General features: G+C 63.0%; 22 protein-coding genes and 1 tRNA gene. 15 read left to right on the top strand and 8 right to left on the bottom strand.

The window, feature by feature from the left end:
* Window positions 1–17: 17 nt before the first annotated feature.
* The 3 genes from PQR27_RS00185 to dprA all read right to left on the bottom strand — a co-directional run bounded on the left by PQR27_RS00185 (window position 18) and on the right by dprA (window position 4,568).
* Entirely contained in the window at window positions 18–2,663 is a 2,646-nt protein-coding gene (locus PQR27_RS00185; protein ID WP_408521728.1) for a DNA topoisomerase III, read from the bottom strand.
* Window positions 2,664–2,913: 250 nt separating this feature from the next.
* Complete coding sequence (locus PQR27_RS00190; RefSeq protein WP_408521729.1) at window positions 2,914–3,291, bottom strand: thioredoxin family protein; 378 nt, start codon at window positions 3,289–3,291, stop codon at window positions 2,914–2,916.
* A gap of 89 nt (window positions 3,292–3,380) precedes the next feature.
* Entirely contained in the window at window positions 3,381–4,568 is a 1,188-nt protein-coding gene (gene dprA / locus PQR27_RS00195; protein WP_408521730.1) for a DNA-processing protein DprA, read from the bottom strand.
* A gap of 241 nt (window positions 4,569–4,809) precedes the next feature.
* On the opposite strand from dprA, the gene def reads away from it, so the two are divergent.
* From def to PQR27_RS00265, 14 genes are all read left to right on the top strand, one after another.
* Window positions 4,810–5,313, top strand: a complete 504-nt coding sequence (def, locus tag PQR27_RS00200; protein ID WP_408521731.1) for a peptide deformylase — start codon at window positions 4,810–4,812, stop codon at window positions 5,311–5,313.
* Window positions 5,314–5,343: 30 nt separating this feature from the next.
* Complete coding sequence (fmt, locus tag PQR27_RS00205) at window positions 5,344–6,330, top strand: methionyl-tRNA formyltransferase (RefSeq protein WP_408521732.1); 987 nt, start codon at window positions 5,344–5,346, stop codon at window positions 6,328–6,330.
* A 113-nt stretch (window positions 6,331–6,443) separates the two neighbouring features.
* Window positions 6,444–7,085 carry a LysE family translocator gene (locus tag PQR27_RS00210; protein WP_408521733.1) on the top strand — a complete coding sequence of 214 codons (642 nt, stop codon included), beginning with the start codon at window positions 6,444–6,446 and terminating at the stop codon, window positions 7,083–7,085.
* 103 nt (window positions 7,086–7,188) lie between these two features.
* A complete protein-coding gene (gene htpX / locus PQR27_RS00215) occupies window positions 7,189–8,046 on the top strand; it encodes a zinc metalloprotease HtpX (RefSeq protein ID WP_408521734.1) in 858 nt (285 codons plus the stop codon).
* 167 nt (window positions 8,047–8,213) lie between these two features.
* Window positions 8,214–9,653, top strand: a complete 1,440-nt coding sequence (rsmB, locus tag PQR27_RS00220) for a 16S rRNA (cytosine(967)-C(5))-methyltransferase RsmB (RefSeq protein ID WP_408521735.1) — start codon at window positions 8,214–8,216, stop codon at window positions 9,651–9,653.
* Window positions 9,650–10,249, top strand: coding sequence for a DUF4390 domain-containing protein (locus PQR27_RS00225; RefSeq protein ID WP_408521736.1), 600 nt, complete (start codon window positions 9,650–9,652; stop codon window positions 10,247–10,249). Before rsmB ends, PQR27_RS00225 begins: the two co-directional genes overlap by 4 nt.
* The gene (locus PQR27_RS00230) at window positions 10,239–12,653 is read left to right on the top strand and encodes a sensor histidine kinase (protein WP_408521737.1); all 2,415 of its coding nucleotides are present in this window, start codon (window positions 10,239–10,241) and stop codon (window positions 12,651–12,653) included. Before PQR27_RS00225 ends, PQR27_RS00230 begins: the two co-directional genes overlap by 11 nt.
* The gene (gene esaR / locus PQR27_RS00235) at window positions 12,654–13,343 is read left to right on the top strand and encodes a response regulator transcription factor EsaR (protein WP_408521738.1); all 690 of its coding nucleotides are present in this window, start codon (window positions 12,654–12,656) and stop codon (window positions 13,341–13,343) included.
* An 82-nt stretch (window positions 13,344–13,425) separates the two neighbouring features.
* Window positions 13,426–13,501 (top strand) — tRNA-Phe (locus tag PQR27_RS00240).
* A 450-nt stretch (window positions 13,502–13,951) separates the two neighbouring features.
* Complete coding sequence (gene queC, locus PQR27_RS00245) at window positions 13,952–14,683, top strand: 7-cyano-7-deazaguanine synthase QueC (RefSeq protein ID WP_408521739.1); 732 nt, start codon at window positions 13,952–13,954, stop codon at window positions 14,681–14,683.
* Between the two features lie 84 nt (window positions 14,684–14,767).
* A complete protein-coding gene (queE, locus tag PQR27_RS00250; RefSeq protein WP_408521740.1) occupies window positions 14,768–15,400 on the top strand; it encodes a 7-carboxy-7-deazaguanine synthase in 633 nt (210 codons plus the stop codon).
* Window positions 15,401–15,406: 6 nt separating this feature from the next.
* Window positions 15,407–15,853, top strand: a complete 447-nt coding sequence (gene queD, locus PQR27_RS00255; RefSeq protein WP_408521741.1) for a 6-carboxytetrahydropterin synthase QueD — start codon at window positions 15,407–15,409, stop codon at window positions 15,851–15,853.
* A gap of 194 nt (window positions 15,854–16,047) precedes the next feature.
* On the top strand, window positions 16,048–16,830 hold the full coding sequence (locus tag PQR27_RS00260; protein ID WP_408521742.1) for an HpcH/HpaI aldolase family protein: 783 nt from the start codon (window positions 16,048–16,050) through the stop codon (window positions 16,828–16,830).
* Window positions 16,827–17,525, top strand: coding sequence for a tetratricopeptide repeat protein (locus PQR27_RS00265; RefSeq protein WP_408521743.1), 699 nt, complete (start codon window positions 16,827–16,829; stop codon window positions 17,523–17,525). Before PQR27_RS00260 ends, PQR27_RS00265 begins: the two co-directional genes overlap by 4 nt.
* A gap of 75 nt (window positions 17,526–17,600) precedes the next feature.
* On the opposite strand, the gene rodA is transcribed toward PQR27_RS00265, so the two are convergent.
* The 5 genes from rodA to PQR27_RS00290 form a co-directional block, all read right to left on the bottom strand.
* Window positions 17,601–18,749 (bottom strand): rod shape-determining protein RodA, encoded by a 1,149-nt coding sequence (gene rodA, locus PQR27_RS00270; RefSeq protein ID WP_408521744.1) that lies wholly within the window; start codon window positions 18,747–18,749, stop codon window positions 17,601–17,603.
* 10 nt (window positions 18,750–18,759) lie between these two features.
* Window positions 18,760–21,123: a penicillin-binding protein 2 gene (mrdA, locus tag PQR27_RS00275; RefSeq protein ID WP_408521745.1), complete on the bottom strand. Its 2,364-nt coding sequence runs from the start codon at window positions 21,121–21,123 to the stop codon at window positions 18,760–18,762.
* A 141-nt stretch (window positions 21,124–21,264) separates the two neighbouring features.
* Window positions 21,265–21,777: a rod shape-determining protein MreD gene (gene mreD / locus PQR27_RS00280; protein ID WP_408521746.1), complete on the bottom strand. Its 513-nt coding sequence runs from the start codon at window positions 21,775–21,777 to the stop codon at window positions 21,265–21,267.
* Window positions 21,774–22,868, bottom strand: a complete 1,095-nt coding sequence (mreC, locus tag PQR27_RS00285; RefSeq protein ID WP_408521747.1) for a rod shape-determining protein MreC — start codon at window positions 22,866–22,868, stop codon at window positions 21,774–21,776. The genes mreD and mreC overlap by 4 nt, the downstream gene beginning before the upstream one ends.
* A gap of 153 nt (window positions 22,869–23,021) precedes the next feature.
* Complete coding sequence (locus tag PQR27_RS00290) at window positions 23,022–24,065, bottom strand: rod shape-determining protein (RefSeq protein ID WP_004189550.1); 1,044 nt, start codon at window positions 24,063–24,065, stop codon at window positions 23,022–23,024.
* A 379-nt stretch (window positions 24,066–24,444) separates the two neighbouring features.
* Here PQR27_RS00290 and gatC point away from each other — a divergent pair, with 379 nt between their 5' ends.
* Window positions 24,445–24,744 carry an Asp-tRNA(Asn)/Glu-tRNA(Gln) amidotransferase subunit GatC gene (gene gatC, locus PQR27_RS00295; protein ID WP_408521748.1) on the top strand — a complete coding sequence of 100 codons (300 nt, stop codon included), beginning with the start codon at window positions 24,445–24,447 and terminating at the stop codon, window positions 24,742–24,744.
* The last annotated feature ends 24 nt before the right edge of the window (window positions 24,745–24,768 follow it).

The raw sequence follows: 24,768 nt of genomic DNA on the forward strand, positions 1-24,768 counted from the left end.
CCGACCCCTAGTTCGGATCAGGAGCCGGTTTTGCGCGCCGCCGTTTTCTTCGCGGGCGCCTTCTTGGCCGCTGCCTTTTTTGCCGCTGCCTTTTTTGCCGCGGGTGCAGCCTTCACTGCAACCGGCGCGTCTTCATCTTCCTGCTCCGGCGCCGCCTTGGCCGCGGATTTCGCCGCCGCGGTCTTCGCTGCAGTCTTGGCCGACGGTTCCTTCTTCTCGAACTCGAAGCCGATCTTGCCGTCGTTCTGCTTGACGAGGAACGCCTTGAAGTTGCGACCGGTGCGCGACGACTTGAAGTTCGTCAGCAGATCGGTGCGGCCTTCTTCGAGCAGTTTCGCCATCTGCTCGCGAGCGATTTCCTGCTGCAGGATCACCTTGCCGGAGCGGAAGTCGCAGGTCTTCGGATTGGCGACCGAGTTCTCGCATACGTAGCTCATGCCGTGCTCGAACACGCGGCCCTTGCATTTCGGGCACGCGCCAACCGCTTGCTGATCGGAGAAGTCAGGCGGTTCCCCGTCTTCACCGCCCGAATCCTGACCGAAATCGAACTCGAGCTTGTAGTTCTTGATCTCGTCGTCGAGCGAGAGCTTCAGAATTGCGGAGAACGGCCGGCCCATCTTGCTGCGGAAGCCCGACAGCGGTCCGATCGTCTTGTTTTGCAACAGCTCTTCGACTTCCGGAATTTCAAACTGGCGTCCGCCCGGAATCTTCGAAATCGAGAACTCACATTTCGAGCAGGCAAAGCGACGGTAGTTTTCCTTCACCTGCCCACCGCAATTCGGACAAGGTGTTTGCAACGTCGCGTAGTCGCCGGGAATCGTGTCGGAATCGTATTCCTTCGCGCGCTTGACGATGGTTTGCGTCATGCGGGCGATTTCCTGCATGAACGCGTCACGCGGCAGATTGCCACGCTCCATTTGCGAGAGCTTGTATTCCCACTCGCCGGTCAGTTCCGGCGCGGTCAATTCCTTCACGCCGAGGCCGCGCAACAGCGTCATCAACTGGAATGCCTTGGCGGTCGGAATCAGATCGCGGCCTTCCCGGATCAGGTACTTTTCGCCGAGCAGGCCTTCAATAATGGCGGCGCGCGTGGCCGGCGTGCCGAGTCCCTTGGCCGCCATGGCTTCGCGCAACTCGTCGTCTTCGACCAGCTTGCCCGCGCCTTCCATGGCCGACAGCAGGGTTGCTTCGTTGTAGCGTGCGGGCGGCTTCGTCACCAGTTGCTGGGCGGCGATCTTGTCCGTCTTGACCTTCTCGTCCTTCTGCACCGGCACGAGGTTGGCGTCTTCACCGCTGATTTCGCGGCCATAGACCTGCAACCAGCCCGGTTCAACCAGCACCTTGCCTTCCGTCTTGAAGTGATGGCCGACCACTTCCGTGATCCGCGTCGTCACCTTGTACTCGGCTGCTGGGAAGAACACCGCAAGGAAACGCTTCACGACCAGGTCGTAGAGCTTCTGTTCCGGTTCGGACAGGTTCTTCGGCGCTTGCGCCGTTGGGATGATTGCGAAGTGGTCGCTGATCTTCGAATTGTCGAAGATGCGCTTGTTCGGCTTCACCCAGCCTTTGTCGAGCACCTGCTTGGCATACGGGAGATAGTTGTTGCTCTCCTTGAGCATGCCCAGCGTTTCCTTGACCGTATCCATATAGTCTTCCGGCAACGCGCGCGCGTCGGTCCGGGGATAGGTCAGCACCTTGTGCTTTTCGTACAGCGCCTGAGCCAGGCCGAGGGTGTTCTTCGCCGAAAAACCGAAGCGGCCGTTGGCTTCGCGCTGCAAGCTGGTCAGGTCGAACAGTGCCGGCGACAGTTGCGTGGACGGTTTCGATTCTTCCGTTACTGTGCCGATCTGGCCACGGCAGGCCGCGACGATCGTCTCCGCTGCGGGCAGTGCCCACAGACGCGAATCGCGCTTTTCCGGGTCGAACTCGTCGCGCTTGAATTTCGGATCGAACCAGCGGCCTTCGTAGAAGCCGGCCGCGCAGACGAAGTCCGCTTTCACTTCCCAGTAATCGCGCGGCACGAAGCGGCGAATTTTTTCTTCGCGCTCGACCACGATCGACAGCGTGGGCGTTTGCACCCGCCCGACCGTGGTCAGGAAGAAGCCGCCGCCCTTGCTGTTGAACGCGGTCATGGCGCGCGTGCCGTTGATGCCGACCAGCCAGTCCGCTTCCGAACGGCAACGTGCCGCGTCGGCGAGCGGTTGCATTTCTTCGTCGCTACGCAGACGGGCAAAGCCGTCGCGAATGGCGCCGGCTGTCATCGACTGCAGCCACAGGCGCTGCACCGGCTGCTTGGCTTTCGCATGTTGCGCGATCAGGCGGAAAATCAGTTCGCCCTCGCGCCCCGCGTCACATGCGTTGATCAGGCGATCGATGTCTTTGCGCTTGAGCAGCTTGGTCAGCACCTTCAGGCGCGACTCGCTCTTGGCGATCGGATTCAGATCGAAATGCGGCGGAATGACGGGCAGATTGGCGAAGCTCCACTTGCCGCGCTTGACTTCATAGTCTTCGGGCGCGGCAATTTCCAGCAAGTGGCCGACTGCCGAGGAAAGGACGTAGTCGTCACTTTCGTAGTATTCGTCATGCTTGGTAAAGCCGCCCAAAGCCCGCGCGATGTCGTTCGCGACGGAAGGCTTTTCGGCGATGATCAGTGCTTTGGACATGACTCGATGTGAGGTTGGTAGATCCGGGTTGATGGCCTTGAGTGCGCGACACTAGCGCGCGACCCTCGTTTGCGACCTTTGCGACCCAATAACGACCGCTTTATAGCACACGGCGCGAAAGCAACGTGTCAAGCGCCATAAAAGCGCGCCATCATAATTGCGTGCCCAGCTATTGGGCAAGCTGCTGCAAATGCTCCGCGCGCCGCTCGCAACGCCTGTGCCGTAAGGCTGTGCAGGCGGCAAGCCAGTTTCAGGCGACGGTCAGCGCGGGTCGCAGTTTAGGCGCACCGCTGATGCCGGGCACGGCCGTCAGGTCAGACAACATCCGCTCCACAATGGCAGCCTGCGGCAAAACCGTGCCGAAAAAACGTGTCGTGACCGAGTCTTCGATCAGGATTGTCGGGAAATTCTCGACATCCAGATCGTCGAAGCGGTCCGCATGAGTTTCAATGTCGATCCATGCGAAACAGATATCCGGGTGCTTATCCGCGAGCTTGTCAAACGCGTCCCGATAGTCACGACAGGTTCCGCACCATTCCGCGCACAGGCAGGCAACGAACAGCGTGTCAGGTTCGTTGACGCGCTCGGCGATCCGGTCTTGGTCGGTGTCGAGATTCAGCGCGGGCATGGTGGTTCCTTGCGTACTTTTGTCAGGTGCTTTGGCGCGAATGTAGCATGGCCGCCGGTGAGTCGTGGTCAACGGGCGCCGACGCGAGCTTAGCCGTGGCTTGCCCGCACGAAGCGTCCGCCGGGCAGCACGTTCAACTGGCCGGTGAGTTCGAGCTGCAGCAGGGTGTTTTGTAATGTCGCGTGCTCCATCTCGGTGCGGGTGGCCAGAATTTCAAGTGTGGTCGGCGCATGGCCGAGCGCCGCGAGGAGCTTTTGCCCATCCGCGGAGATGCTCGCCGCGTCTCGTGACGCAGCCGAGGCCGGTTCTGGTTGCGTCGTGTCGTCCCACATCGCTGTTTGTGCGGGGCCAGGCGCACGCGGTGCCGTTGAAGCCGACCGCCTCGCGAATCCCAGTTCTTCCAGCACTTCATCCGGCGTCTCGACCAGTTTCGCGCCCTGCTTGATCATCCGATGACAACCGCGCGACAAGGGTGCGTGGATCGAACCCGGTAAAGCGAAGACATCGCGCCCCATTTCATTGGCAAGCCGCGCCGTGATCAGCGAGCCCGAACGCATGGCGGCTTCGACAATCAGAACGCCGCTGACAAGGCCGGCGATCAAACGGTTCCGCTGCGGGAAATTGGCGGCGCGCGCCGGTGTGCCGAGTGGCCATTCCGAGAGGATCGCGCCTTGCGTCGCGATCTGCCGCGCCAGCGCGTGATGTGCCGCCGGGTACACGAGATCCGCACCGGTGCCGATGACGGCGACCGTCCCGCCGACGCCGGACAGGCCGCCGCGATGCGCCGCGCCGTCGATGCCGAGCGCCAGCCCGGACACGACAGTGACGCTGGCTGTGGACAACTCCCGCGCGAAACGCTCCGCGTCTTCGACACCTTGCGGCGTCGCGCTGCGGCTACCCACGATGGCGATTGCACGGTTGTGCAACAGATCCAGCCGGCCCTTTATATATAGCAGGGGCGGCGGATCGGGCATGGTGAGCAGTGCGGGCGGATAGGCGGGGTCGTCGAGCGACACGACCTGGTTGCCGGGCAGTTCCCGCCACGCGAGCACCGCGGCCAGTTGCGCCTCGAACTCGGGACCGGGCGACGTCAGCACGGCGCGCGCCGCGGCTTCGCCGGCGATCCCGGCGAGCGCCTCCAGCGATTGATCGAAGATTGCCTCGGGCAGCCCGAACGCACTCAGGAGCAGGCGCAGCGCGGCGGGTTTCAGCCCCGGCGCAAGCGAAAGCCGCAGCCAGGCGGCAAGCTCAATCTCGGTTGCAGGCAAGGTGTGCATCAGGGGCGATCCTCCAGCAGGGCCAGCGGGCAGGCGGGCGCCATGCTAAAATTTCATCATCCGAAATAACTGCAGCGCCGCGCCTACCCGCGCGGGCTCGTCGTCTAGCGCATGTGGCGCGTTGAATCGAACCGGTTCGACACCATCTATCCTCTGCGTAACGCAATGAGCCCACAAGCTGGCCGAATGGCTAACGCGGGCCGTCCGCCGGGCAGCGCGCCTCAAAATCAACTTCAAGATCATGGCTTTACTGAACATCCTCAATTACCCGGACAAACGGCTGCACAAGATTGCGAAGCCCGTGGAAGTGGTCAACGACCGCATTCGCCGGCTTGTCGCCGACATGGCCGAAACGATGTACGCCGCGCCCGGCGTGGGCCTCGCCGCGACCCAGGTCGACGTGCATGAGCGCGTGATCGTGATCGACGTGTCAGATGCGCACGACGAACTGCTGGCCTTCATCAATCCGGAAATCATCTGGTCGAGCGACGAGAAAAAGCTTTCGGAAGAAGGCTGCCTGTCGGTGCCCGGTATTTACGACAACGTCGAACGTGCTGAGCAGGTGCGCGTACGGGCGCTCAACGAAAAGGGCGAAACGTTCGAGCTCGATTGCGAAGGGCTGCTCGCCGTTTGCGTCCAGCACGAAATGGATCACCTGATGGGCCGCGTATTCGTCGAGTACCTGTCGTCGCTGAAACAGACGCGCATCAAGAGCAAGATGAAGAAGCTCGCCCACGCGATGTAATGCGCGTTCACTTCGCCTGGTGCCCCATTCATGAGTCATTCGTTGCGCGTCATTTTTGCCGGTACGCCGGAGTTCGCCGCGGCCGCGCTGGCTGCGATCCACAGCGCTGGCTTTTCCGTGCCGCTCGTGCTGACCCAGCCCGACCGGCCCGCCGGACGCGGGATGAAATTGCAGGCGAGCCCGGTGAAGCGGTACGCGCAGGAGCACGGACTCGCGCTCGCGCAGCCGCCTTCGCTGCGCCGCGCCGGCAAATATCCGGCTGAGGCCGCTGCCGCTATCGATCTGTTACGCGCCACGCCGCACGACGTGATGGTGGTGGCCGCTTACGGCCTGATCCTGCCGCAGGAAGTGCTCGATATTCCGCCGCGCGGCTGCATCAATATTCACGCCTCGCTGCTGCCGCGCTGGCGCGGCGCCGCGCCGATTCATCGCGCGATCGAAGCGGGCGACGCACAAACCGGCATCACGCTGATGCAGATGGACGTGGGGCTCGACACCGGCGCGATGATCTCCGAAGCGCGCACGCCGATTGCCGACGACGACACCACGGCTACTTTGCACGACCGTCTTGCGCAAGATGGCGCGAAGCTGATCGTTGAAGCGCTGATCGAACTGGAGCGCACGGGCGCGCTGGCGGCAACGCCGCAACCGGCGGACGGCGTGACTTACGCCGAAAAGATCGCCAAGGACGAAGCGGTACTCGACTGGCGCAAACCGTCCGACGTGCTGGCGCGCCAGGTCCGCGCGTTCGACCCGTTCCCGGGTGGCGTGGCCACGCTGGAAGACGGCACGTCGATCAAGATCTGGGCGGCGGTGCCGGCCGAGGCGAAAGCCCAGCACGCGCCAGGCACGATCGTCGACGTCTCTGCGGAAGGTGTCGTCGTGGCGTGCGGCGCAGGCGCACTGCGCCTCACGCAATTGCAGAAACCCGGCGGCAAGCGCTTGCCGGCGCGCGAATTCCTGGCCGGCGCAACGCTGGCCGCGGGGCAGCGTTTCCACCTACCGGCAGCACGATAACAGCGGCGCGCGTGTTCTGAGCATCGGCCATTCGGCCGATGTTCCACGCGTCCCGCAGCGCACCCGCCGCGCGTTAGAATCCCCCATGCAACGACCCAGTTTTCGAGGATTCCATGTTCGGCATTACCCATTTCGAGTTTTTCGTCGTCGCGGTCTTTCTGTTGAATGTGACGCCCGGTCCAGATACGGCGTATATCGTTGGGCGTAGCGTCGCGCAGGGCCGCGGCGCGGGTCTGATGTCCGCGCTTGGCATTTCCGCCGGCTGCTGCGTTCATTCGCTGGCTTGCGCGTTTGGTTTGACGGCGCTGCTTGCTGCATCGGCCACCGCGTTCACGGTCATCAAATTCGTCGGCGCCATTTATCTGATCTATCTGGGCGCGCGCCTGCTTTTCGCGAAACCGGCGGCTGACGCCGCCGTGGGCGAAGCGCGTGCGGCCGGCGCGCCGAAATCGCTGCGGCAACTCTTCCTGCAAGGTTTCTGGACCAACGTGCTGAACCCCAAGGTGGTGCTGTTTTTCGTATCCTTTTTCCCGCAGTTCGTTACGACCAGCAGTGATCACAAGGCGTTGGCGTTCCTTACGCTCGGCGTCGTGTTCGTAGTGATGAGCATGATCTGGAACAGTTTTGTCGCGTGGATCGCGGGAAGTGTGACGCGGCGTTTCTCCGGCAAGCCGTCGGTGAAGAAATGGCTGGATCGCGGTGTCGGCAGCGCTTTTGTCGGCTTGGGCATCAAGCTCGCCACCGCATCAAGATGATTGAATTTTCCTTGCGCGCCCATATCTAACATTTAGCTTACAATCAGGCGCCGCGATCACGCGGCGCAGATATGAACCCGCGTCAGGGCAAGGAGTAGCAGACATGTTCAATTGGGTCAAAACCGCGATGTTGATGGCCGCGATCACGGCCCTTTTCATCGTGATCGGCGGAATGATCGGCGGGTCGCGCGGTATGACGATCGCGCTGGTGATCGCGCTCGGAATGAATTTCTTTTCGTACTGGTTCTCGGACAAGATGGTCCTGCGCATGTACAACGCGCAGGAAGTCGACGAAACCAGCGCGCCGCAGTTTTACCGCATGGTGCGCGAGCTTGCCACCCGCGCCAGTCTGCCCATGCCGCGCGTCTACCTGATCAACGAAGACGCGCCAAATGCGTTCGCCACCGGCCGCAATCCCGAGCATGCGGCGGTCGCGGCCACTACCGGCATTCTGCGCGTGCTGTCGGAGCGCGAAATGCGCGGCGTGATGGCGCACGAACTCGCGCACGTAAAGCATCGCGACATCCTGATCTCAACCGTGTCGGCAACCATGGCCGGCGCCATTTCGGCGCTCGCGAACTTTGCCATGTTCTTTGGCAGTCGCGACGAAAACGGCCGTTCAACGAATCCGATTGCCGGCATCGCGGTCGCATTGCTTGCGCCGATTGCCGGTGCGCTGATCCAGATGGCGATTTCGCGCGCGCGTGAATTTGAGGCCGACCGTGGCGGCGCGCAGATATCCGGCGATCCGCAGGCGCTCGCGTCGGCGCTCGACAAGATCCATCGTTACGCTAGCGGTATTCCGTTTCCCGTCGCCGAGCAGCACCCGGCCACGGCGCAGATGATGATCATGAATCCGCTGTCCGGTGGCGGGATCGCGAATCTGTTCTCGACGCACCCGGCAACCGAAGAGCGTGTCGCGCGTCTGATGGAAATGGCGCGCACCGGGCGTTTCGAATAAGGCAGCATGGGAGTGGCGTTCGCGCTGCGTGAAAGGCGAGTCGGCGTGCTCGCCTTTTTTATTGGCGCAGTGCCGACGATTCGGCTGCGGGAGCGCCCGCGCTGCGCCACGCTACAATGTGTGCTGTTTGCGTCGCGCGTACCGCGTGGCCTGCTTTTGCCTCTTTCATGATTCCAAAGCCTTCTTCGCGTACTGCTTCCCCATCGGCGCGTCCGCGCGAATCCCGTCTGTCGATGCTGCATCTCGCGCCCGAATCGCTCGGTTTCGCGCTTGACTGCGCAGGCCAGGCCGTCGGCGCCGTGCGCCTCGGCGCGGCCTTGCCGGCGGCGTTGCAATCGGTGTTCGTGTCCGCACCCGAAGGCAGTACCGCCGCCGCGCGCGGCGCGGTCCAGGACATCGCGTACCGCACCACGCGGCGCCTCGCGACTGTCGAATGGCTGATCGCGAAGCTGGTGAAGAAGGCGCCGCCGCCGCATGTGGGCCACGTGCTCGCCTGCGCGCTTGCCTTGCTTGTCGACGACGAAGCGAGCGCCGCGTATGCGCCGTTCACGGTCGTCGATCAGGCCGTCAGCGCGATTGGCGCACGTCGTGAATTCGCCTTCGCGAAGGGTCTCGTCAACGCCGTGTTGCGCAGTTTCCTGCGCGAACGTGAGACGCTGCTGAGCGCCGCGCAAGCCGACGAAGTGGCGCGCTGGAACTACCCCGCGTGGTGGATCGGCGCTGTGAGACGCGCGTGGCCCGATGTGTGGCAAGCGGTGCTCGCCTCCGGCAACGCGCAAGGTCCGCTGACATTGCGTGTGAACGCGCGCCGCACCACGGTCGATGCCTATCTGCAAGTGCTGGCTGACCACCACATTCCCGCGAGCAAGGTGGGCGAATACGCCGTCAAGCTCGCCACGCCGATGCCGGTCGACCGCATTCCCGGCTTCAACGACGGCGTCGTCTCGGTGCAGGACGCCGGCGCGCAACTCGCGGCGCAACTGCTCGGCGTGCGCGACGGCATGCGCGTGCTCGACGCGTGCGCCGCGCCCGGTGGCAAGACCGGCCACCTGCTCGAACTCGCCAATCTCCAGCTCGTGGCGCTCGAAAGCGATGCGTCGCGCGCGCGTCGTATCGGTGAAAATTTGCAGCGTCTGCAGCTCAACGCTGAAGTACGCATCGGCGATGCCGGCCAGCCGGGCAAATGGCACGACGACATCGACCAGCCATTCGACCGCATTCTGGCCGACGTGCCGTGCTCCGCGTCGGGCATCGTGCGCCGGCATCCGGATATCCGCTGGTTGCGTCGCGAATCCGATATTGCCGCGCTGGTGGCCGAGCAGCGGCGCATTCTCGACGCGCTCTGGCCGCTTGTGAAGCCAGGCGGCGAGTTGCTCTACGTTACGTGTTCGATCTTCCCCGAAGAGGGCGAGTTGCAGGCGCAGTGGTTTGGAGACAAGTACCAGGATGCGGTACGATTGGACGCGCCGGGGCAACTTTTACCCACAGTCGCCCGCGCGCCCGCCGACACATCGGCCGGTTCCCATGCCGGACAACCCGCAGAAGACAGCGCCGGCTCGAACTTAGACCACGACGGATTTTTCTACGCGCGCTTTCAGAAACGGTGACCATCAAACGCTTTTTCCCGCTTCGGCTTGCTGCCGTGCTCTGGATCGCGCTGGCCGTATGGCTGGCCGCACCGGGCGCGGCGCACGCTGATTCGATCGCGGTGCAGCGCGCGTCGCTGCAATCCGACGGCACCGGTTGGGCACTCGACGCGCGGTTCGACTTCGATTTGAACAGCAACCTCGAAGACGCGGTCAATAAAGGCATTCCGCTGTATTTCACGACCGACTTCGAGCTAAGCCGGCCGCGCTGGTACTGGTTCGACGAACAACCGGTGAGCGTGTCGCAGAGCATTCGCCTGTCGTTCCAGCCGCTTACGCGTGAGTACCGCGTCTCGAGCGTGTCCTCAGGCGGTTTGCAACTCGGTTTCACTACGCTGAAAGATGCCCTTGCGGTGATCAAACACATCACGTCGTGGCATGTGATCGAGCGCAACCAGGTGCATGTTGGTGAGACCTACAACGCGTCCGTACGCATGCAACTCGATATTGCGCTCATGCCCAAGCCGTTCCAGATCGACGCGGTGAACAACCGCGACTGGAATCTCGCGTCCGAGTGGAAGCGTTTTACCTTTACGGTGACCGAACGTGCTAAATAGAGTACGCCGAGACACCAGTGTCACCAGCATCGTCGTGCGCGTGCTGGTCTCCACGGTCGCCGTGACGGCCGTGTTGCTGCTCGTCCTGCTGGCCGCCGCCAGCGCGAATACCGAATTCTTCGACCGCTACTACCAGTGGCTCTACGCGGCCAACCTCATGGTCGCGATGATCTTCCTGCTGGTGGTGGCGACCCTTGTCATCATCATCATTGTCCGGCTTCGAAAGGGTAAGTTCGGCACGCGGCTGCTCGCGAAGCTCGCCTTTTTCATGGCGCTCGTCGGCGTGGTGCCGGGCGGGATCATTTACGTCGTGTCGTATCAGTTCGTGTCGCGCAGTATCGAATCGTGGTTCGACGTGAACGTCGAAACCGCGCTGACCTCGGGCCTGAATCTCGGCCGCGGCATGCTCGATGCCTCGCTGTCCGACCTGCAGACCAAGGGCCGTCTGATGTCCGAGCAGCTCGCAAGCGCGGATGCGGCCGGCACGACACTCACGCTCCTGCGTCTGCGCGATCAGTTCGGCGTGCAGGATGCGACTATCGTCGAACCGACACGCAGCATGTCGGGCGCGACGCCGGACATGCACGTGGTCGCGCAGGCGTCCGGCAATTACGCCACGCTCGTGCCGAACGACTTGCCCACGCCGCTGATGATCGATCAGGCGCGCGGCCGTGGCTTTGCCGCGATCGAAGGCGAAGTCGACGGCGATCCGCATGCGCACGGCAACAAAGGCGCGTTGCGGCTGCGTGTGGTGCAACGCATTCCGGACTCGAACGCGTCGTTGCTGCAGCCCACCGAACGCTTCCTGCAGCTCACGCAGCCGGTGTCGCCCTCGCTCGCGCGCAATGCCGACGCGGTGCAGCGCGCCTATCGCGAGTATCAGGAAAAGGCGCTGGGCCGCACCGGCTTGCGCAAGATGTATATCGGCACGCTGACGCTCGCGCTGTTCCTCGCCACCTTCATTGCGATGATGCTGGCGCTGGCGCTCGGTAATCAGCTGGCGCGGCCGTTGTTCCTCCTTGCGCAGGGCACGAAGGAAGTGACCGAAGGCGATTACACCCCGAAGCGCGAAATCAAGTCGCGGGACGAACTGGGCTTCCTCACGCAGTCGTTCAATGCGATGACGCGGCAGCTTTCCGAAGCGCGAGCGGCCGTGGAGAACAACCGTATCGCGCTGGAGCATTCGAAGGCCTACCTGGAAAGTATTCTCGCGAACCTGACCGCAGGCGTGTTCGTATTCGACCGGCAGTTCCGGCTCACCACGGCAAACCGCGGCGCCGAGCGGATTTTCCGTCAGCCTTTCCAGGAGGTACTCGGTTCGGCGCTCGATAGCATCGGCGTGCTGATTGAATTCGGCGGCATGGTGCGCAAGGCTTTTGCGGATCGCGAGGCCGCCAGCGGCGACGGTCACGACGACCGTGGCCATTGGCAGCAGCAGTTCGCGGTGCAGGTGCCGGGCGAGACCGAGCCGCTCACCTTGCTCGTGCGCGGCGCGCGCCTTGTGTCCGCCACCGATCGCGATGCGGAAGACATGCAGACTTCGGGCTACGTCGTCGTATTCGACGATATTTCCGACGTGATTTCCGCGCAGCGTTCGGTCGCGTGGGGCGAAGTCGCGCGGCGGCTCGCGCATGAGATCAAGAACCCGCTCACGCCGATCCAGCTCTCCGCCGAGCGTTTGCAGATGAAGCTCGCTGACAAGCTGTCGCCGTCGGATGCCGACGTGCTGAAGCGCGGCGCGACCACCATCGTCAACCAGGTCGCGGCGATGAAGCAGATGGTTGATAATTTCCGCGACTATGCGCGCACGCCCCCGGCGGTGCTCGCGCATCTGCAACTGAACGAACTGGTCAGCGAAGTGCTCACGCTGTACGGTATCGAAGAGGGCAAGAGCGCGATTCAGGTGGAGCTCGCTGCGCTGCCGGTGATTCGTGGCGACGCGACGCAATTACGCCAGGTGATTCACAACCTGCTGCAGAATGCGCAGGATGCGGTAGCCGATGTCGAGCAACCCCGTGTGCTGCTCGAGACGAGGACAGTAGAATACGGAGACCCCGACGCGGAAGGCAAAGTGCGCGTCGCGGTGCGTCTGACGGTGTCGGATAACGGACCGGGCTTCCCCGCGCGTATCCTCACACGTGCGTTCGAGCCTTACGTGACGACCAAGGCCAAGGGAACGGGCCTCGGTCTTGCGATGGTCAAGAAGATCGTCGACGAACACGGCGCGCGCATCGACATTCGCAATCGCATGAAAGCGGGCGATGTGATCGAAGGCGCGCAGATTTCGATCCTCTTCCTCCAACTGGCAGACGATGCTGCGGCACCTGGAGCAGGGCCGCGGCCGGCGCATGGCAATGCGTCACAGGGAACGACAAAAGCAACAGTGCAGACAAGGGCAGCGTAAATGGCAACCATCCTGGTGGTAGATGATGAAATGGGCATCCGGGAATTGCTCTCGGAGATCCTGAGCGACGAAGGGCATGTCGTGGAGGCCGCGGAAAACGCGCAGGAAGCGCGCGACTTCCGTTTGCGTCAGGCGCCGGACCTGGTGCTGCTCGACATCTGGATGCCTGACACCGACGGCGTGACGTTGCTCAAGGAATGGGCTGCGCAAGGGCAACTGACCATGCCGGTGATCATGATGTCCGGTCACGCCACGATCGATACGGCGGTGGAAGCCACCAAGATCGGCGCGCTCAACTTCCTCGAGAAGCCGATCGCGTTGCAAAAGCTGCTCAAGGCAGTCGAGCAGGGCCTCGCGCGCGGCAATGCTGCGGGGGCGCCCGGCGGCGCGGCTGTGAAGCCGGCGTTGCCGGTCAGCGCGTCGGCCGTGGCTTCGGCGGCGGCGTTGCCCATGCTGTCGTCGGACGGCATGGGGAGCGGTGCGTTGGCTGCACAAACCGCGTCGATCTCATTCGATATCCCGTTGCGTGACGCACGCGATGCGTTCGAGCGCGCGTACTTCGAATATCACCTCGCGCGTGAGAACGGCAGCATGACGCGCGTTGCGGAGAAGACGGGCCTCGAGCGCACGCACTTGTATCGCAAGCTCAAGCAACTCGGCGTCGATCTCGGCAAGAACAAAGGGGAGTAAGGGCGTAGCCTCACTCCGGCAGATTTTTTCGAGAAGGGACTTGCCGTGCTGCGGACCCTTTGATATCATTTCGTTCTTCGTTGGCCCGGTAGCTCAGTTGGTAGAGCAGCGGATTGAAAATCCGCGTGTCGATGGTTCGATTCCGTCCCAGGCCACCAGGATTCAGCCCCAGGAAATCGCAAGATTCCTGGGGCTTTTCCGTTTTTTTGCCCCTTTTCTGAAGGGCACTCGTTGCGGCGGGTTGCGTGTCACCGCGGCGGAGCTGTGCTCGGCGGCGTTAGGCATCGCGTGATAAAATCGCGCCAGTTCAAGGACTTGCGAGCGAGCAGCCGGGCGGTCGCCGGCGTGCCATCGCACCGTACAAGACTTTTCGTTTCCTCGAGCTGGGCCTTTTTGGCACTCTGCCGCAACACGGCGGCAAGACAGCAACAGGCGCCGAACTCTTCGCCCGACGATTAACGGTATAAGCGCCCAGCGACTCTGCATGCGGAAGGCGCGGCCTATACTGCTTTGGGCCGGCAGCAGTGCCGGCACGCGTCGCGCCGCGTTGCTTGCATGGCGCACTTCGCGCAGGGCGACGTGGCACCCATCATTCACGGAGTTTCACGGTGATCCGCAAAGACGCTAAACGTAGCGCTCTGGTGCTGTTTTCCGGCGGCCAGGATTCCGCCACGTGCCTCGCCTGGGCGCTCGAACGTTATGAAACGGTTGAGACGCTGGGCTTCGATTACGGTCAGCGGCACCGCGTCGAACTCGAATGCCGCGAAGGTTTTCGTAACGCCGTCGCGCGCGCTTTTCCGGCATGGGCCGAGCGCCTCGGCGACGATCACATGATCGATCTGTCGGTGCTTGGCTCGATCAGCGATACCGCGATGACGCGCGAAATCGAGATTCACGCCACGGTCAACGGCTTGCCGAATACGTTTGTGCCCGGCCGCAATCTGATGTTCATGACCATCGCCGCCGCCATCGCGTATCGGCGCGGATTGCAGGTGCTGGTGGGCGGCATGTGCGAGACGGACTTCTCGGGCTATCCCGATTGCCGCGACGACACGATGAAAGCGTTGCAGGTCGCGTTGAACCTCGGCATGGATACGCGCTTCCTGCTCGAAACACCGTTGATGTGGCTCGACAAGGCCGATACGTGGCGCCTCGCGCATGAGTTGGGCGGCGATGAACTGGTCGAACTGGTGCGCGTCGAAACGCACACCTGTTATGTCGGTGAGCGCGCCGAGTTGCACGCGTGGGGCTTCGGCTGCGGCGAATGTCCTGCGTGTCGCTTGCGCAAGCGGGGCTTTGAGGCGTATCTGTCCGGTGAGAAGGTGACCGAGCCGGTTTAAGGTGACAGTCGGACGCAACGCCGCCGCCCGAACAACGGGCGCAGCACAGGCAATCATTTCCAGGAACACAAGGTAGAAAGCAGCATGACGTACGCGGTCAAGGAAATCTTCTACACGTTGCAGGGCGAGGGCGCGAATGCCGGGCGTCCGGCCGTGTTCTGCCGGTTCGCCGGTTGCAATCTGTGGTCGGGCCGCGAAGAAGATCGTGCCGAAGCGGTCTGCCAGTTCTGTGACACGGATTTTGTCGGGACTGACGGCGAGAACGGCGGCAAGTACCGCACGCCCGAAGATCTGGTGCACATGATCGCGTCGCAATGGCCGGAAGGCGAGGGCGAGCGCTTCGTCGTCTGCACGGGCGGTGAACCGATGCTGCAAATCGATCAGCCATTTGTCGACGCGCTGCATGCCGCCGGCTTTGAAATCGCCATCGAAACCAACGGCTCGTTGCCGGTGCTCGAGACGATCGACTGGATCTGCGTGAGCCCGAAGGCCGACGCGCCGCTCGTCGTCACCAGGGGCAACGAACTGAAGGTCGTGATTCCGCAGGACAACCAGCGGCTGTCCGATTATGCGAAGCTCGACTTCGAGTATTTCCTCGTCCAGCCAATGGACGGCCCGTCGCGCGACATCAACACGAAGCTCGCGATTGACTGGTGCAAACGCCATCCGCAATGGCGCCTGTCGATGCAGACCCACAAGTATCTGAACATTCCCTGATTTGCCGTGCTGACGATTACACGAAAACTCGAATTCGACGCGGGTCACCGCATCCCCGATCACCGCAGCCAGTGCCGTAATCTGCACGGCCATCGGTATGTGCTCGAAATCACGCTGCAAGGTGACCTGGTCGACACCGAAGGCGCGCCCGATCGCGGCATGGTGATGGACTTCGCCGACGTGAAGTCGCTCGCTGTCGAGCATCTGGTCGACAAGTGGGACCACGCGTTCCTCGTCTATGAAGGCGACACGCAGGTGCGCGGCTTTCTGGACAGCATGGTGGGCCACAAGACGGTCGTGCTCGATCGCATTCCAACGGTTGAAAACCTGGCCGCCGTCGCGTTCAACATCCTCGCGAACGTCTACGACGCGCATTACGGCATCAATCTGCGCTTGCACAAGGTGCGTCTGTTCGAGACGCCGAATTGCTGGGCCGACGTGGTCCGCGACTAGCAGCGCGACCCAACCCCGGCGTTATTGACACGGTATGATCGCTCCCACAACCACACGGAGCGAGACATGCCGGTTACCGCATTGCGTCGCAGCAGGCACGCTGGCCACCATGGCCCGGGCGTTTGCCTGGCCCGCCACGCCAGCCTCTTCAGCCGGGTTTCAGTCGATGTTTCCCAATGTCGGGGAGCGCGGCGATGAGCACCTTCACCAATCCCCTCAAGCAACGTCTGAAAGAGACCGATCCTCTGTTCGGCCTGTGGCTGTCGCTTGGCAGTGACGAGGCCGCGGAGGCGCTCGCGCATGCCGGTTTCGACTGGCTGCTGATCGACATGGAACATGCGCCCAACGATAGCGGCGACGTCACGTCGCAATTGCGCGCGATCGCCGCTGCGCATTTGCCGAGTGAGCCGGTCGTGCGCGTGCCCGCCAGCGAGGCATGGCTCGTCAAGCGCGTGCTGGATGCCGGCGCGCGCACGCTGATGTTCCCGAATATCGAAACGGCCGAAGAGGCGGCTCATGCCGTGCGTCTGACGCAATATCCAAGCGCAGAAGTGCCCGACGGCCTGCGAGGCGTCGCGGGCGCGGTGCGTGCTGCTTCGTACGGGATGCGGCGCGACTATGTGCAGAACGCCAACGCGCAGATCGCGACCATCGTGCAGATCGAATCGGCGCGTGGCTTGCAGGAAGTCGAAAAAATAGCCGCGACGCCGGGCGTCGATTGTCTGTTCGTCGGGCCGGCCGATCTGGCCGCGAGTCTCGGTCATCTGGGCGATTCGAAGCATGCCGACGTGCAGACGGCCATCGCGCGCATTGTCAGCGCCGCCGACAAGGCCGGCATTGCCGCTGGCATTTTTGCCATGGACGTCGCGAGCGCCAAGCAGTGTCGCGACGCCGGTTTCCGTTTTATCGCCCTGGCCGCGGACGTCATGTGGATGTTGCGCGCGACTCGCCAGGCGTTGCAGGAGGTGAGGTCATGAAGGGGATGGTGCAGTGCGCGATGCGTGTCGCGCTGGCAACGGCGCTGACAATCGGTGCGACGGCTTACGCGCAGGACCGGGTCGCCAAGTCGAACGACCCGGAGACGCAAACGGCGGTCGCCGACTACAACGCCGGCAACCTTGGCGCGGCGCTGGCCGAGTTTCGCAAAGCGGCCGAGCGCGGCAGCCGTCTCGCCGAGTTCAACTACGCGATGATGCTGCTCAACGGCGAAGGCACGACCGCGAATGTCGACGAAGGCAAAAAGTGGCTGCGCAAGGCCGCCGACGCCAACATGTCGCACGCGCAGTACGTGTACGGCAAGATGTACGACGATGGCGAGTTCGTCAGCCGCGATCCGGCTGAGGCGCACCGCTGGTTCCTGAAGGCCGCGCAGCAAGGGCACGTGCAGGCGGAACTGGCGCTTGCCAACCAGTTCCTCGACGGACGTGGCACCGAGCGCGATAACAGGCAGGCGTTCGTCTGGTACAAGAAGGCGGCGCAAGGCGGTGACATGACCGCGCAATATGTGACCGGTTCGTTCTACGAGCGTGGCGGCGACGGCGTGGACAAGAATCTGAATGTGGCCCGCGCCTATTACGCGGCAGCCGCGGCGCAAGGCGATCCGGCGGCGCGGCTCAAGTACCAGCAACTCAGTGCGCAGTTGCGGGATCAGAAGGAAGTGAAACCGCAGTAACGAAAACCGGTAGCGAATGAAAAAGGGGCGCACCTGCAGTGCGCCCCTTTTGTTTTTGAGCCGACGGTGTCACGCTTAACTTTGCATCAGTCGCTTCTGCCGCGCGACACTCATGATGAGGCCGATCGCCACCCCTAACGTTGTCAGCGCCGTGCCGCCATAGCTCATGAATGGTAACGGCACGCCCACCACCGGCAAGATCCCGCTCACCATGCCGATATTGACGAACGCGTAGGTAAAGAACGCCATCGTCAAGGAACCGGCCAGCAGGCGTCCGAACAGCGTCGCGCCATTGGCCGCGATAAACAGCCCGCGCGCGATCAGCAGCATGTAAAGCGTCAGCAGCACGATGCCGCCCGCGAGGCCGAACTCCTCGGAAAACACCGCGAAGATAAAGTCGGTGTGCTTCTCGGGGATGAACTCCAGATGCGCCTGGGTGCCCTTCAGCCAGCCCTTGCCGAGTGGGCCGCCCGAGCCGATCGCAATCACCGCCTGGATGGTGTGGAAGCCTTTGCCCAGTGGGTCGGAGGTCGGATCGAGCAGCGTGCAGATGCGATGCTTCTGGTAGTCGTGCATCAGCGGCCACTGCACTTCCGGCTGGCAGATCTTATCCTGGAAGGCCGCAATCGAGGCGACCGCGATCACACCCGCGATCAGCACCGGCACGATCAGCTTGAAACTCAGTCCCGCGAAATAAATAACGAAGAACCCAGCGGCGAACACCAGCACGGCGGTACCCAGGTCCGGCTGTTTCGCGATCAGGCCGACTGGCACGATCAGAATCAGGAAGCCGACCAGATAGTCGTACCAGCGCATCACACCTTCGCGGCGCTGGTAGTACCAGGCGAGCATCAGCGGTGTCGCGATCTTCAGAATCTCCGAAGGCTGGATCACCACGCCCACGTTGATCCAGCGCTTGGCGCCCTTGCGGGTGAGGCCGAACAGCGCCACCGCGACCAGTAACGCGATACCGAAGGTGTAGAGCGGCACCGCGAAGCGCATCAGCGTGGTGGGCGGCACATTTGCGAGCCCCCACATCAGCACGAACGTCAGCATGATATTGCGCAACTGGTCTTCCACGCGGCCGGGGACGTCCAGACTCGCGCTGTACAACGTGACGATGCCGACGCACAACAGCAGAAACACGATCAACGCGAGCGGGCGATCAAAGCCCGCGAACATTCGCTTGATACGGTCGAGCCAGGCGCGCTTGTCGAATTGCATGCCTTTCTCCTTACTCGTCGATGCCGCCGGAAACCGGCTGGCGGGGCGACGCGTCATCCCGCGACGGCGCAGCGGCGGTCGGAACCGGCTCGCTGGCTGGGCGGGGTTTATGCGGGGCGCCGGATTTGCGCGGCGTTTTTGCGGTAGCCGACGCTGCGACAGCCGCCGAACTCTTTGCGGAAGCCGATGCTGCCCTGGCGACAGCAGCCGATGCGGCCGGCGCGGACGTTGCCACCGGCACCGAAGCCCCTGCCGCCGCAGAAGCAGCCGCCGCGGAAGCAGCCGCCGCCGCGGAAGCAGCCGCTGCAGCCGAGACTGCAGCAGGCGCCGAAGCGGCACCCGGCATCGGCAGCGCCTTGAAGCCTGCCGCGACCTTGACCGGCTGCGCGCTGTCTTGCGGCGTCGGCGCTTCGCCGACTTCAGGCGCGGACGCATCCTGCGTCGCGGAAGCGGCCGCTTCGACGGCCGCCGCCTGGACGCCCGGCTTGTGCTTGCCGACAAGGTAGTAATCCAGCACGCGGCGTGCGATCGGACCGGCCGACTCCGCACCCCAACCGCCGTTTTCGACGATCAGCGCGAGCGCGATCTTCGGCTGCTCGACCGGCGCAAACGCGATGAAGAGCGCGTGGTCACGCAGATGTTCCGCAATCGCGTGACCCTTGTAGTTCGCGCCCTGCAGTGAATAGACCTGAGCCGTACCAGTCTTGCCGGCCGCTTGATACTGCGCGCCGATAAACAGCTTCGATGCCGTACCGTTGGTGACCACGCCTTCCATGGCGTGCTTGATGATGTCGATATCCGATTGCTTCACGGCGATCTTGTCGCTCGGGTCTCGCACGACCGGGCGCGTATCTTTCGTGATCGGATTTTCGATGTCGCGCACGAGGTGCGGCTTCATCACGACGCCGTTGTTCGCAAGCGTTGCGGTGGCGTGAGCGAGTTGCAGGATGGTGAAGGAGTTGTAGCCCTGGCCGATGCCGAGACTGATCGTTTCGCCTTCGTACCAGCGCTGCTGTTCGGGCTTGCGATACGCCTTGCGCTTCCATTCGGTCGAAGGAAGAATGCCCTTCGCTTCGCCTGAAATATCGATGCCGGTGATCTGGCCGAAGCCCCACGGCTTCATGAAATTGGCGATGTTGTTGACGCCGAGATCATGCGCAAGCATGTAGAAATACGTGTCGTTCGACACCACGATCGCGCGGTTCATGTCGACCCAGCCCTGGCCCGAGCGTACGTCGTTGCGGAAGGTGTGGCCGCCGAACGTGTACGAGCCCGGATCCTGGAAGCCCCAGCCAGGCGTGCGCTTGTGCAGCGTCAGTGCGGCGAGCGCCATAAACGGCTTGTATGTCGAGCCCGGCGGATAGGTGCCGTGCAGCGGACGGTTCAGCAGCGGGTGATCCGGCGAGTTGTTCAGCTCGTCCCACGTTTGCTGATCGATACCGTCGACAAACGAATTCGGATCGAAGCTCGGTGCCGAGACGAAGGCGAGGATGTCGCCCGTCGCCGGTTCGATCGCGACCAGTGCGCCGCGACGGCCCGCGAACGCCTGCTCGGCAACCTGCTGCAGGCCGATGTCGATCGATAGCTGCAGGTTGTTTCCCGGTGTGGCCTGCGTGCGCGACAAGGTGCGTACCGGCCGGCCGCCTGCCGTCACTTCGACTTCCTCAAAACCGGTCTGGCCGTGCAGTTCGGTTTCGTAGCTCTGCTCGACCCCGATCTTGCCGATGTAGTCCGTGCCCTTGTAGTTGTTCGCGTCCAGACGCGGATCGTAGTGATCCTGATCGCTGTCGTTCTGGTCGCTGGCGTCGTCGATGCGCTCCTGGTCGCGCTGCGAAATCCGCCCGATATAGCCGATCACGTGCGCCGCGGTGGGCCCAAGCGGATATTGACGGAACAGGCGGGCGCGCACTTCCACGCCCGGAAAGCGGAAGCGCTGCGCGGTGAAGCGCGCGACTTCGTCGTCGGTGAGACGGGTGCGGATCGGCAGGCTCTCGAAGTTCTTCGAGTCTTCCTGGAGCTTCTTGAAGCGGCGCCGGTCGCGTGCATCGATTGAGACCACCGTGGCCAGATTGTCGATGACGTTCTCGAGCGTGTCGTTGAGCTTCGACGGCGTGAGTTCCAGGGTGTACGCCGAGTAGTTCTTGGCCAGCACCACGCCGTTACGATCGGTGATGATGCCGCGATTCGGCACGATCGGCGCGACCGAGATGCGGTTTTCGTCGGCCTGCAACGAGTACTTGCTGTAGTGCCAGACCTGCAGGAACAGGAAGCGGAAGCCGATCAGCCCGAAGCAGACGAACACGAACAGGCCCGCCGCCGCGACGCGCAGGCGGAATTTCGAGAGCTGTTGCTGAGTGTCCTTGAATTCGGTCATGCGATTCTGCAAAAGGCCACGTGACGGCCACCATAAGTGTGCGCCCAATCCGGCCGGAACCGGGAGGCATGAGCAGCGAGGCGTGTCGAAAGGGCCGGGAACGTGGGTTCCATCAGAACGGCCGGCGCGCTCGCTGCGGGGTTAAATCGGCCGCGTGTCGTCCGGATCGGCCGGGCGGCGCTGCGGCATCAGCAGCAGAATGCTCGTGACCGGCCACAGCGCTGCTTCGACGAAACCGTCGATCAGATAGCCCCAGCCCGGAAACGCCGCGCCCGTCAGCAGACGGATCACGAACGGCACCAGTTGCGCGATCACCAGCAATGGCATGACCGCGAAGGTCTGCACGCCGAGCGACATCCACAGCACGCGGCGATGGATCGTAATCGCACCATACGACAACAACGTATACGCCAGCGCATGTTCGCCGAGCAGGCTGGCGTTGTGCACGTCCATCAACAAACCGAGGAAGAACGCGATGCCCATGCCGACTTTGCGCGGTTGGTGCACGTTCCAGAACAGCAGCACCAGCGCCACGAAGTCAGGCACGCCGACGAGGCGTCCCCACGGCATCAGGTTCAGCAAAAACGCCGCAGCGAGGCTGAACGAAATGAAGTACGGGTTGACCGGCTGCAGAATGTATTGCGGACGGTTCATGGCTTGGCCCCCGGCGTGGCTTGCGGCTTGGCGCTCTTCTCGGCGGCCGGTTTCTTTTCGGCGGCGGACTTTTTCTCCGCGGCGGCGGGTTTGGCTGGCGCGGCCTTCTCAGGCGCTTTTTCCGCGGCCTTGTCAGCCGGTTTGGCGGCGGCTTTGTCCGCTGCAGCCTTGCCGTCGGCCGGTTTGCCGCCTTTTTTCGCTTTCGCGTCTTTGGCAGCGGTGGCCGCATCGGGCTCTTCGGCTGGACGCGGCGGTACGTTGTTGATGTAGTGCAGCACCAGCAACTGGCGCGCACCGCGCACCGGCGCGATCGGCAGGCAGATCACGCGCGCAAACGCCGTATCGGCCTGCTTATCCACCCGCACCACCTTGGCGACCGGCAAACCCGGCGGATACACGCCGTCGAGCCCGCTGGTGACAAGTTCATCGCCGGTTTGCACATCGGCACTGATCGGCACGAAGCGCAGGTCGAGCGTATCGCCCTTCGGCGTGCCGTAAATCACGCTGCGCAAGCCCGTGCGCACGATCTGCACGGGCACGGCCTGGTCCTTGTCGGTCAGCAGCGTGACTTCGGCCTGCAACGGGAACACGCGCGTCACCTGACCGATTACGCCGTCTTCGTTGACGACCGGTGAGCCGTTCTGGATGCCCTGTTGCGCACCGCGCCCGATCACCACCTTCTGGGTGAACGGATCGCGCGTGTCGTACTGGATTTCGGCGGGCAGCGATTGCGTGGTCGAGCGTTGCGACAGTTCCAGCAGCGCGCGCAAATGTCCGTTTTCGGCCGCCAACTCGGCCGCCGTATTGGCCTGCTGCGAGAGCTGAAGATCCTTGGTGCGCAGCTTGTCGTTTTCGCCGCGCAGCGTGGCGCTGGTCACGGCCAGGTCGGCGGCGCCCATGAAAACGTCGCGCGGCACGAGGGCCGCGCGTTGCAACGGATAAAGACCCGCGCCGAGCACGCCACGAACGATTTCGAGGGTTTTGAAACGTGCGTCGGAGATCAGCAGGGCCAGCGCCAGCACGACAAAAAACACCAGCCGTGCGAGCGCGGACGGGCCTTGCTTGAACAGGGGCGGCGGACTGTATTCCATGGTCGGCGCCGGGGGCGTGAGCGGTTGGGTGAGACGGCGGCGCGCGAGGGACGCGCGTTCAGCGCACGGAGGCTGGTAGGCCCAGCCAACGGCAAACCGGCCCACAAGGGGCCGTTTGCCAGATCCGCGCTACTGACATGGAGACGGGCTCGCTTACTCGTACGAGAAGATGCTGCCCAGCTTATCCATGCGTTCGAGCGCCATGCCCGAGCCGCGCACAACGCAGGTCAGCGGGTCTTCGGCGACGAGCACCGGCAGGCCGGTTTCTTCGGCGAGCAGGCGGTCCAGATCGCGCAGGAGTGCGCCACCGCCTGTGAGCATCATGCCGCGCTCGGCGATGTCCGCGCCGAGTTCCGGCGGCGTCTGTTCGAGCGCGATCTTCACCGACGACACGATCTGGTTCAGCGGATCGGTGAGGGCTTCGAGAATTTCGTTGCTGGAGATCGTGAAGCTGCGCGGAATGCCTTCCGACAGATTGCGGCCCTTCACTTCCATTTCCTTGACTTCGGAACCCGGGAACGCGGAGCCGATTTCTTTCTTGATGGCTTCGGCGGTTTGCTCGCCGATCAGCATGCCGTAGTTGCGGCGGATGTAGTTGACGATGGCTTCGTCGAACTTGTCGCCACCGACGCGCACCGAGCCTTTGTACACGATGCCGCCGAGCGAGATCACGCCGACTTCGGTCGTGCCGCCGCCGATATCGACAACCATGGAGCCGGTGGCTTCCGACACCGGCAGGCCGGCGCCGATTGCTGCGGCCATCGGCTCTTCAATGAGGTAAACCTGCGAAGCGCCCGCACCGTGAGCGGCTTCCTTGATTGCGCGACGCTCGACCTGGGTCGAACCGCACGGCACGCAGATGATGATGCGCGGCGACGGCGAGAACATGCGCGATTCGTGAGCAGTTTTGATGAACTGCTTGATCATCTGTTCGGTGACGGTGAAGTCGGCGATCACGCCGTCTTTCATGGGGCGGATCGCCTCGATGTTGCCCGGCACCTTGCCGAGCATCTGCTTGGCTTCCTTACCGACTGCCTGAATAGTTTTCTTGCCGTTGGGGCCGCCTTCCTGGCGGATCGAGACCACCGACGGTTCATCAAGAACGATACCCTTGCCACGCATGTAAATGAGCGTGTTGGCAGTGCCAAGGTCAATCGCCAGATCGTTGGAGAAGTAGCTGCGCAAAAAACCGAACATTCAAAATCCTGTCTCGCTTGGGGCCGGGCCTCGCACGTTTGCGTAGGGCGGCAGCGGAAAAAATAACAGCTTCAACCGGGCGGAAGCGGCGCCACAGGAACTTGAAGCTGCGAGGGAGTCTACCGGAGGCCGTTGCAAAGCCAAGGTGGAAAAATCCGAACTATCTTTGGGAATTGTTCAGAAAGGTCTTGGTAAGTCGGTCCGGGTTTGGGTCGAACGCGTAATGATACCTTATAATTTTGGTTGATTTGAAGGAAACGGGTGGCACTTTTTGCTGCCGCTGGCCCCTTTTTCGAGGTCTTCCTCCAGTGTCGTAACCCGCTGTCGCAGCATCGTTTTTTCCGCGCTGCGGCAGTCCACCACACTTTCCGGTGAAAGCATGGCTCTGACCCTGACCGATGTTAAACGCATCGCGCATCTCGCGCGGCTCGAACTGGCCGACGCCGCCGCTGAGCACACGCTTGCCCAGCTCAATGATTTTTTCGGCCTCGTCGAGCAAATGCAGGCGGTCGATACCACCGGCATTGCACCGCTTGCGCACCCGATCGAACAGATCGAAGACGTCGCGCTGCGTCTGCGTAACGACGCGGTGACCGAAACGGTCGAACGTGAAGCTTTCCAGCGCCCGGCGCCGGCTGTCCAGGACGGCCTGTACCTGGTGCCCAAGGTGATCGAGTAACAGCCGCGAATCAAGCCGAGGACA

Origin of the sequence: Paraburkholderia fungorum, assembly GCF_046027215.1 — a bacterium.
GTDB lineage: Bacteria > Pseudomonadota > Gammaproteobacteria > Burkholderiales > Burkholderiaceae > Paraburkholderia > Paraburkholderia fungorum_D.

Coding starts and splice junctions, on each gene's coding strand:
- PQR27_RS00185 (WP_408521728.1), bottom strand. CDS start 2,663: ATGTCCAAAGCACTGATCATCGCCGAAAAGCCTTCCGTCGCGAACGAC.
- PQR27_RS00190 (WP_408521729.1), bottom strand. CDS start 3,291: ATGCCCGCGCTGAATCTCGACACCGACCAAGACCGGATCGCCGAGCGC.
- dprA (WP_408521730.1), bottom strand. CDS start 4,568: ATGCACACCTTGCCTGCAACCGAGATTGAGCTTGCCGCCTGGCTGCGG.
- def (WP_408521731.1), top strand. CDS start 4,810: ATGGCTTTACTGAACATCCTCAATTACCCGGACAAACGGCTGCACAAG.
- fmt (WP_408521732.1), top strand. CDS start 5,344: ATGAGTCATTCGTTGCGCGTCATTTTTGCCGGTACGCCGGAGTTCGCC.
- PQR27_RS00210 (WP_408521733.1), top strand. CDS start 6,444: ATGTTCGGCATTACCCATTTCGAGTTTTTCGTCGTCGCGGTCTTTCTG.
- htpX (WP_408521734.1), top strand. CDS start 7,189: ATGTTCAATTGGGTCAAAACCGCGATGTTGATGGCCGCGATCACGGCC.
- rsmB (WP_408521735.1), top strand. CDS start 8,214: ATGATTCCAAAGCCTTCTTCGCGTACTGCTTCCCCATCGGCGCGTCCG.
- esaR (WP_408521738.1), top strand. CDS start 12,654: ATGGCAACCATCCTGGTGGTAGATGATGAAATGGGCATCCGGGAATTG.
- queE (WP_408521740.1), top strand. CDS start 14,768: ATGACGTACGCGGTCAAGGAAATCTTCTACACGTTGCAGGGCGAGGGC.
- PQR27_RS00260 (WP_408521742.1), top strand. CDS start 16,048: ATGAGCACCTTCACCAATCCCCTCAAGCAACGTCTGAAAGAGACCGAT.
- PQR27_RS00265 (WP_408521743.1), top strand. CDS start 16,827: ATGAAGGGGATGGTGCAGTGCGCGATGCGTGTCGCGCTGGCAACGGCG.
- rodA (WP_408521744.1), bottom strand. CDS start 18,749: ATGCAATTCGACAAGCGCGCCTGGCTCGACCGTATCAAGCGAATGTTC.
- mrdA (WP_408521745.1), bottom strand. CDS start 21,123: ATGACCGAATTCAAGGACACTCAGCAACAGCTCTCGAAATTCCGCCTG.
- mreD (WP_408521746.1), bottom strand. CDS start 21,777: ATGAACCGTCCGCAATACATTCTGCAGCCGGTCAACCCGTACTTCATT.
- mreC (WP_408521747.1), bottom strand. CDS start 22,868: ATGGAATACAGTCCGCCGCCCCTGTTCAAGCAAGGCCCGTCCGCGCTC.
- PQR27_RS00290 (WP_004189550.1), bottom strand. CDS start 24,065: ATGTTCGGTTTTTTGCGCAGCTACTTCTCCAACGATCTGGCGATTGAC.
- gatC (WP_408521748.1), top strand. CDS start 24,445: ATGGCTCTGACCCTGACCGATGTTAAACGCATCGCGCATCTCGCGCGG.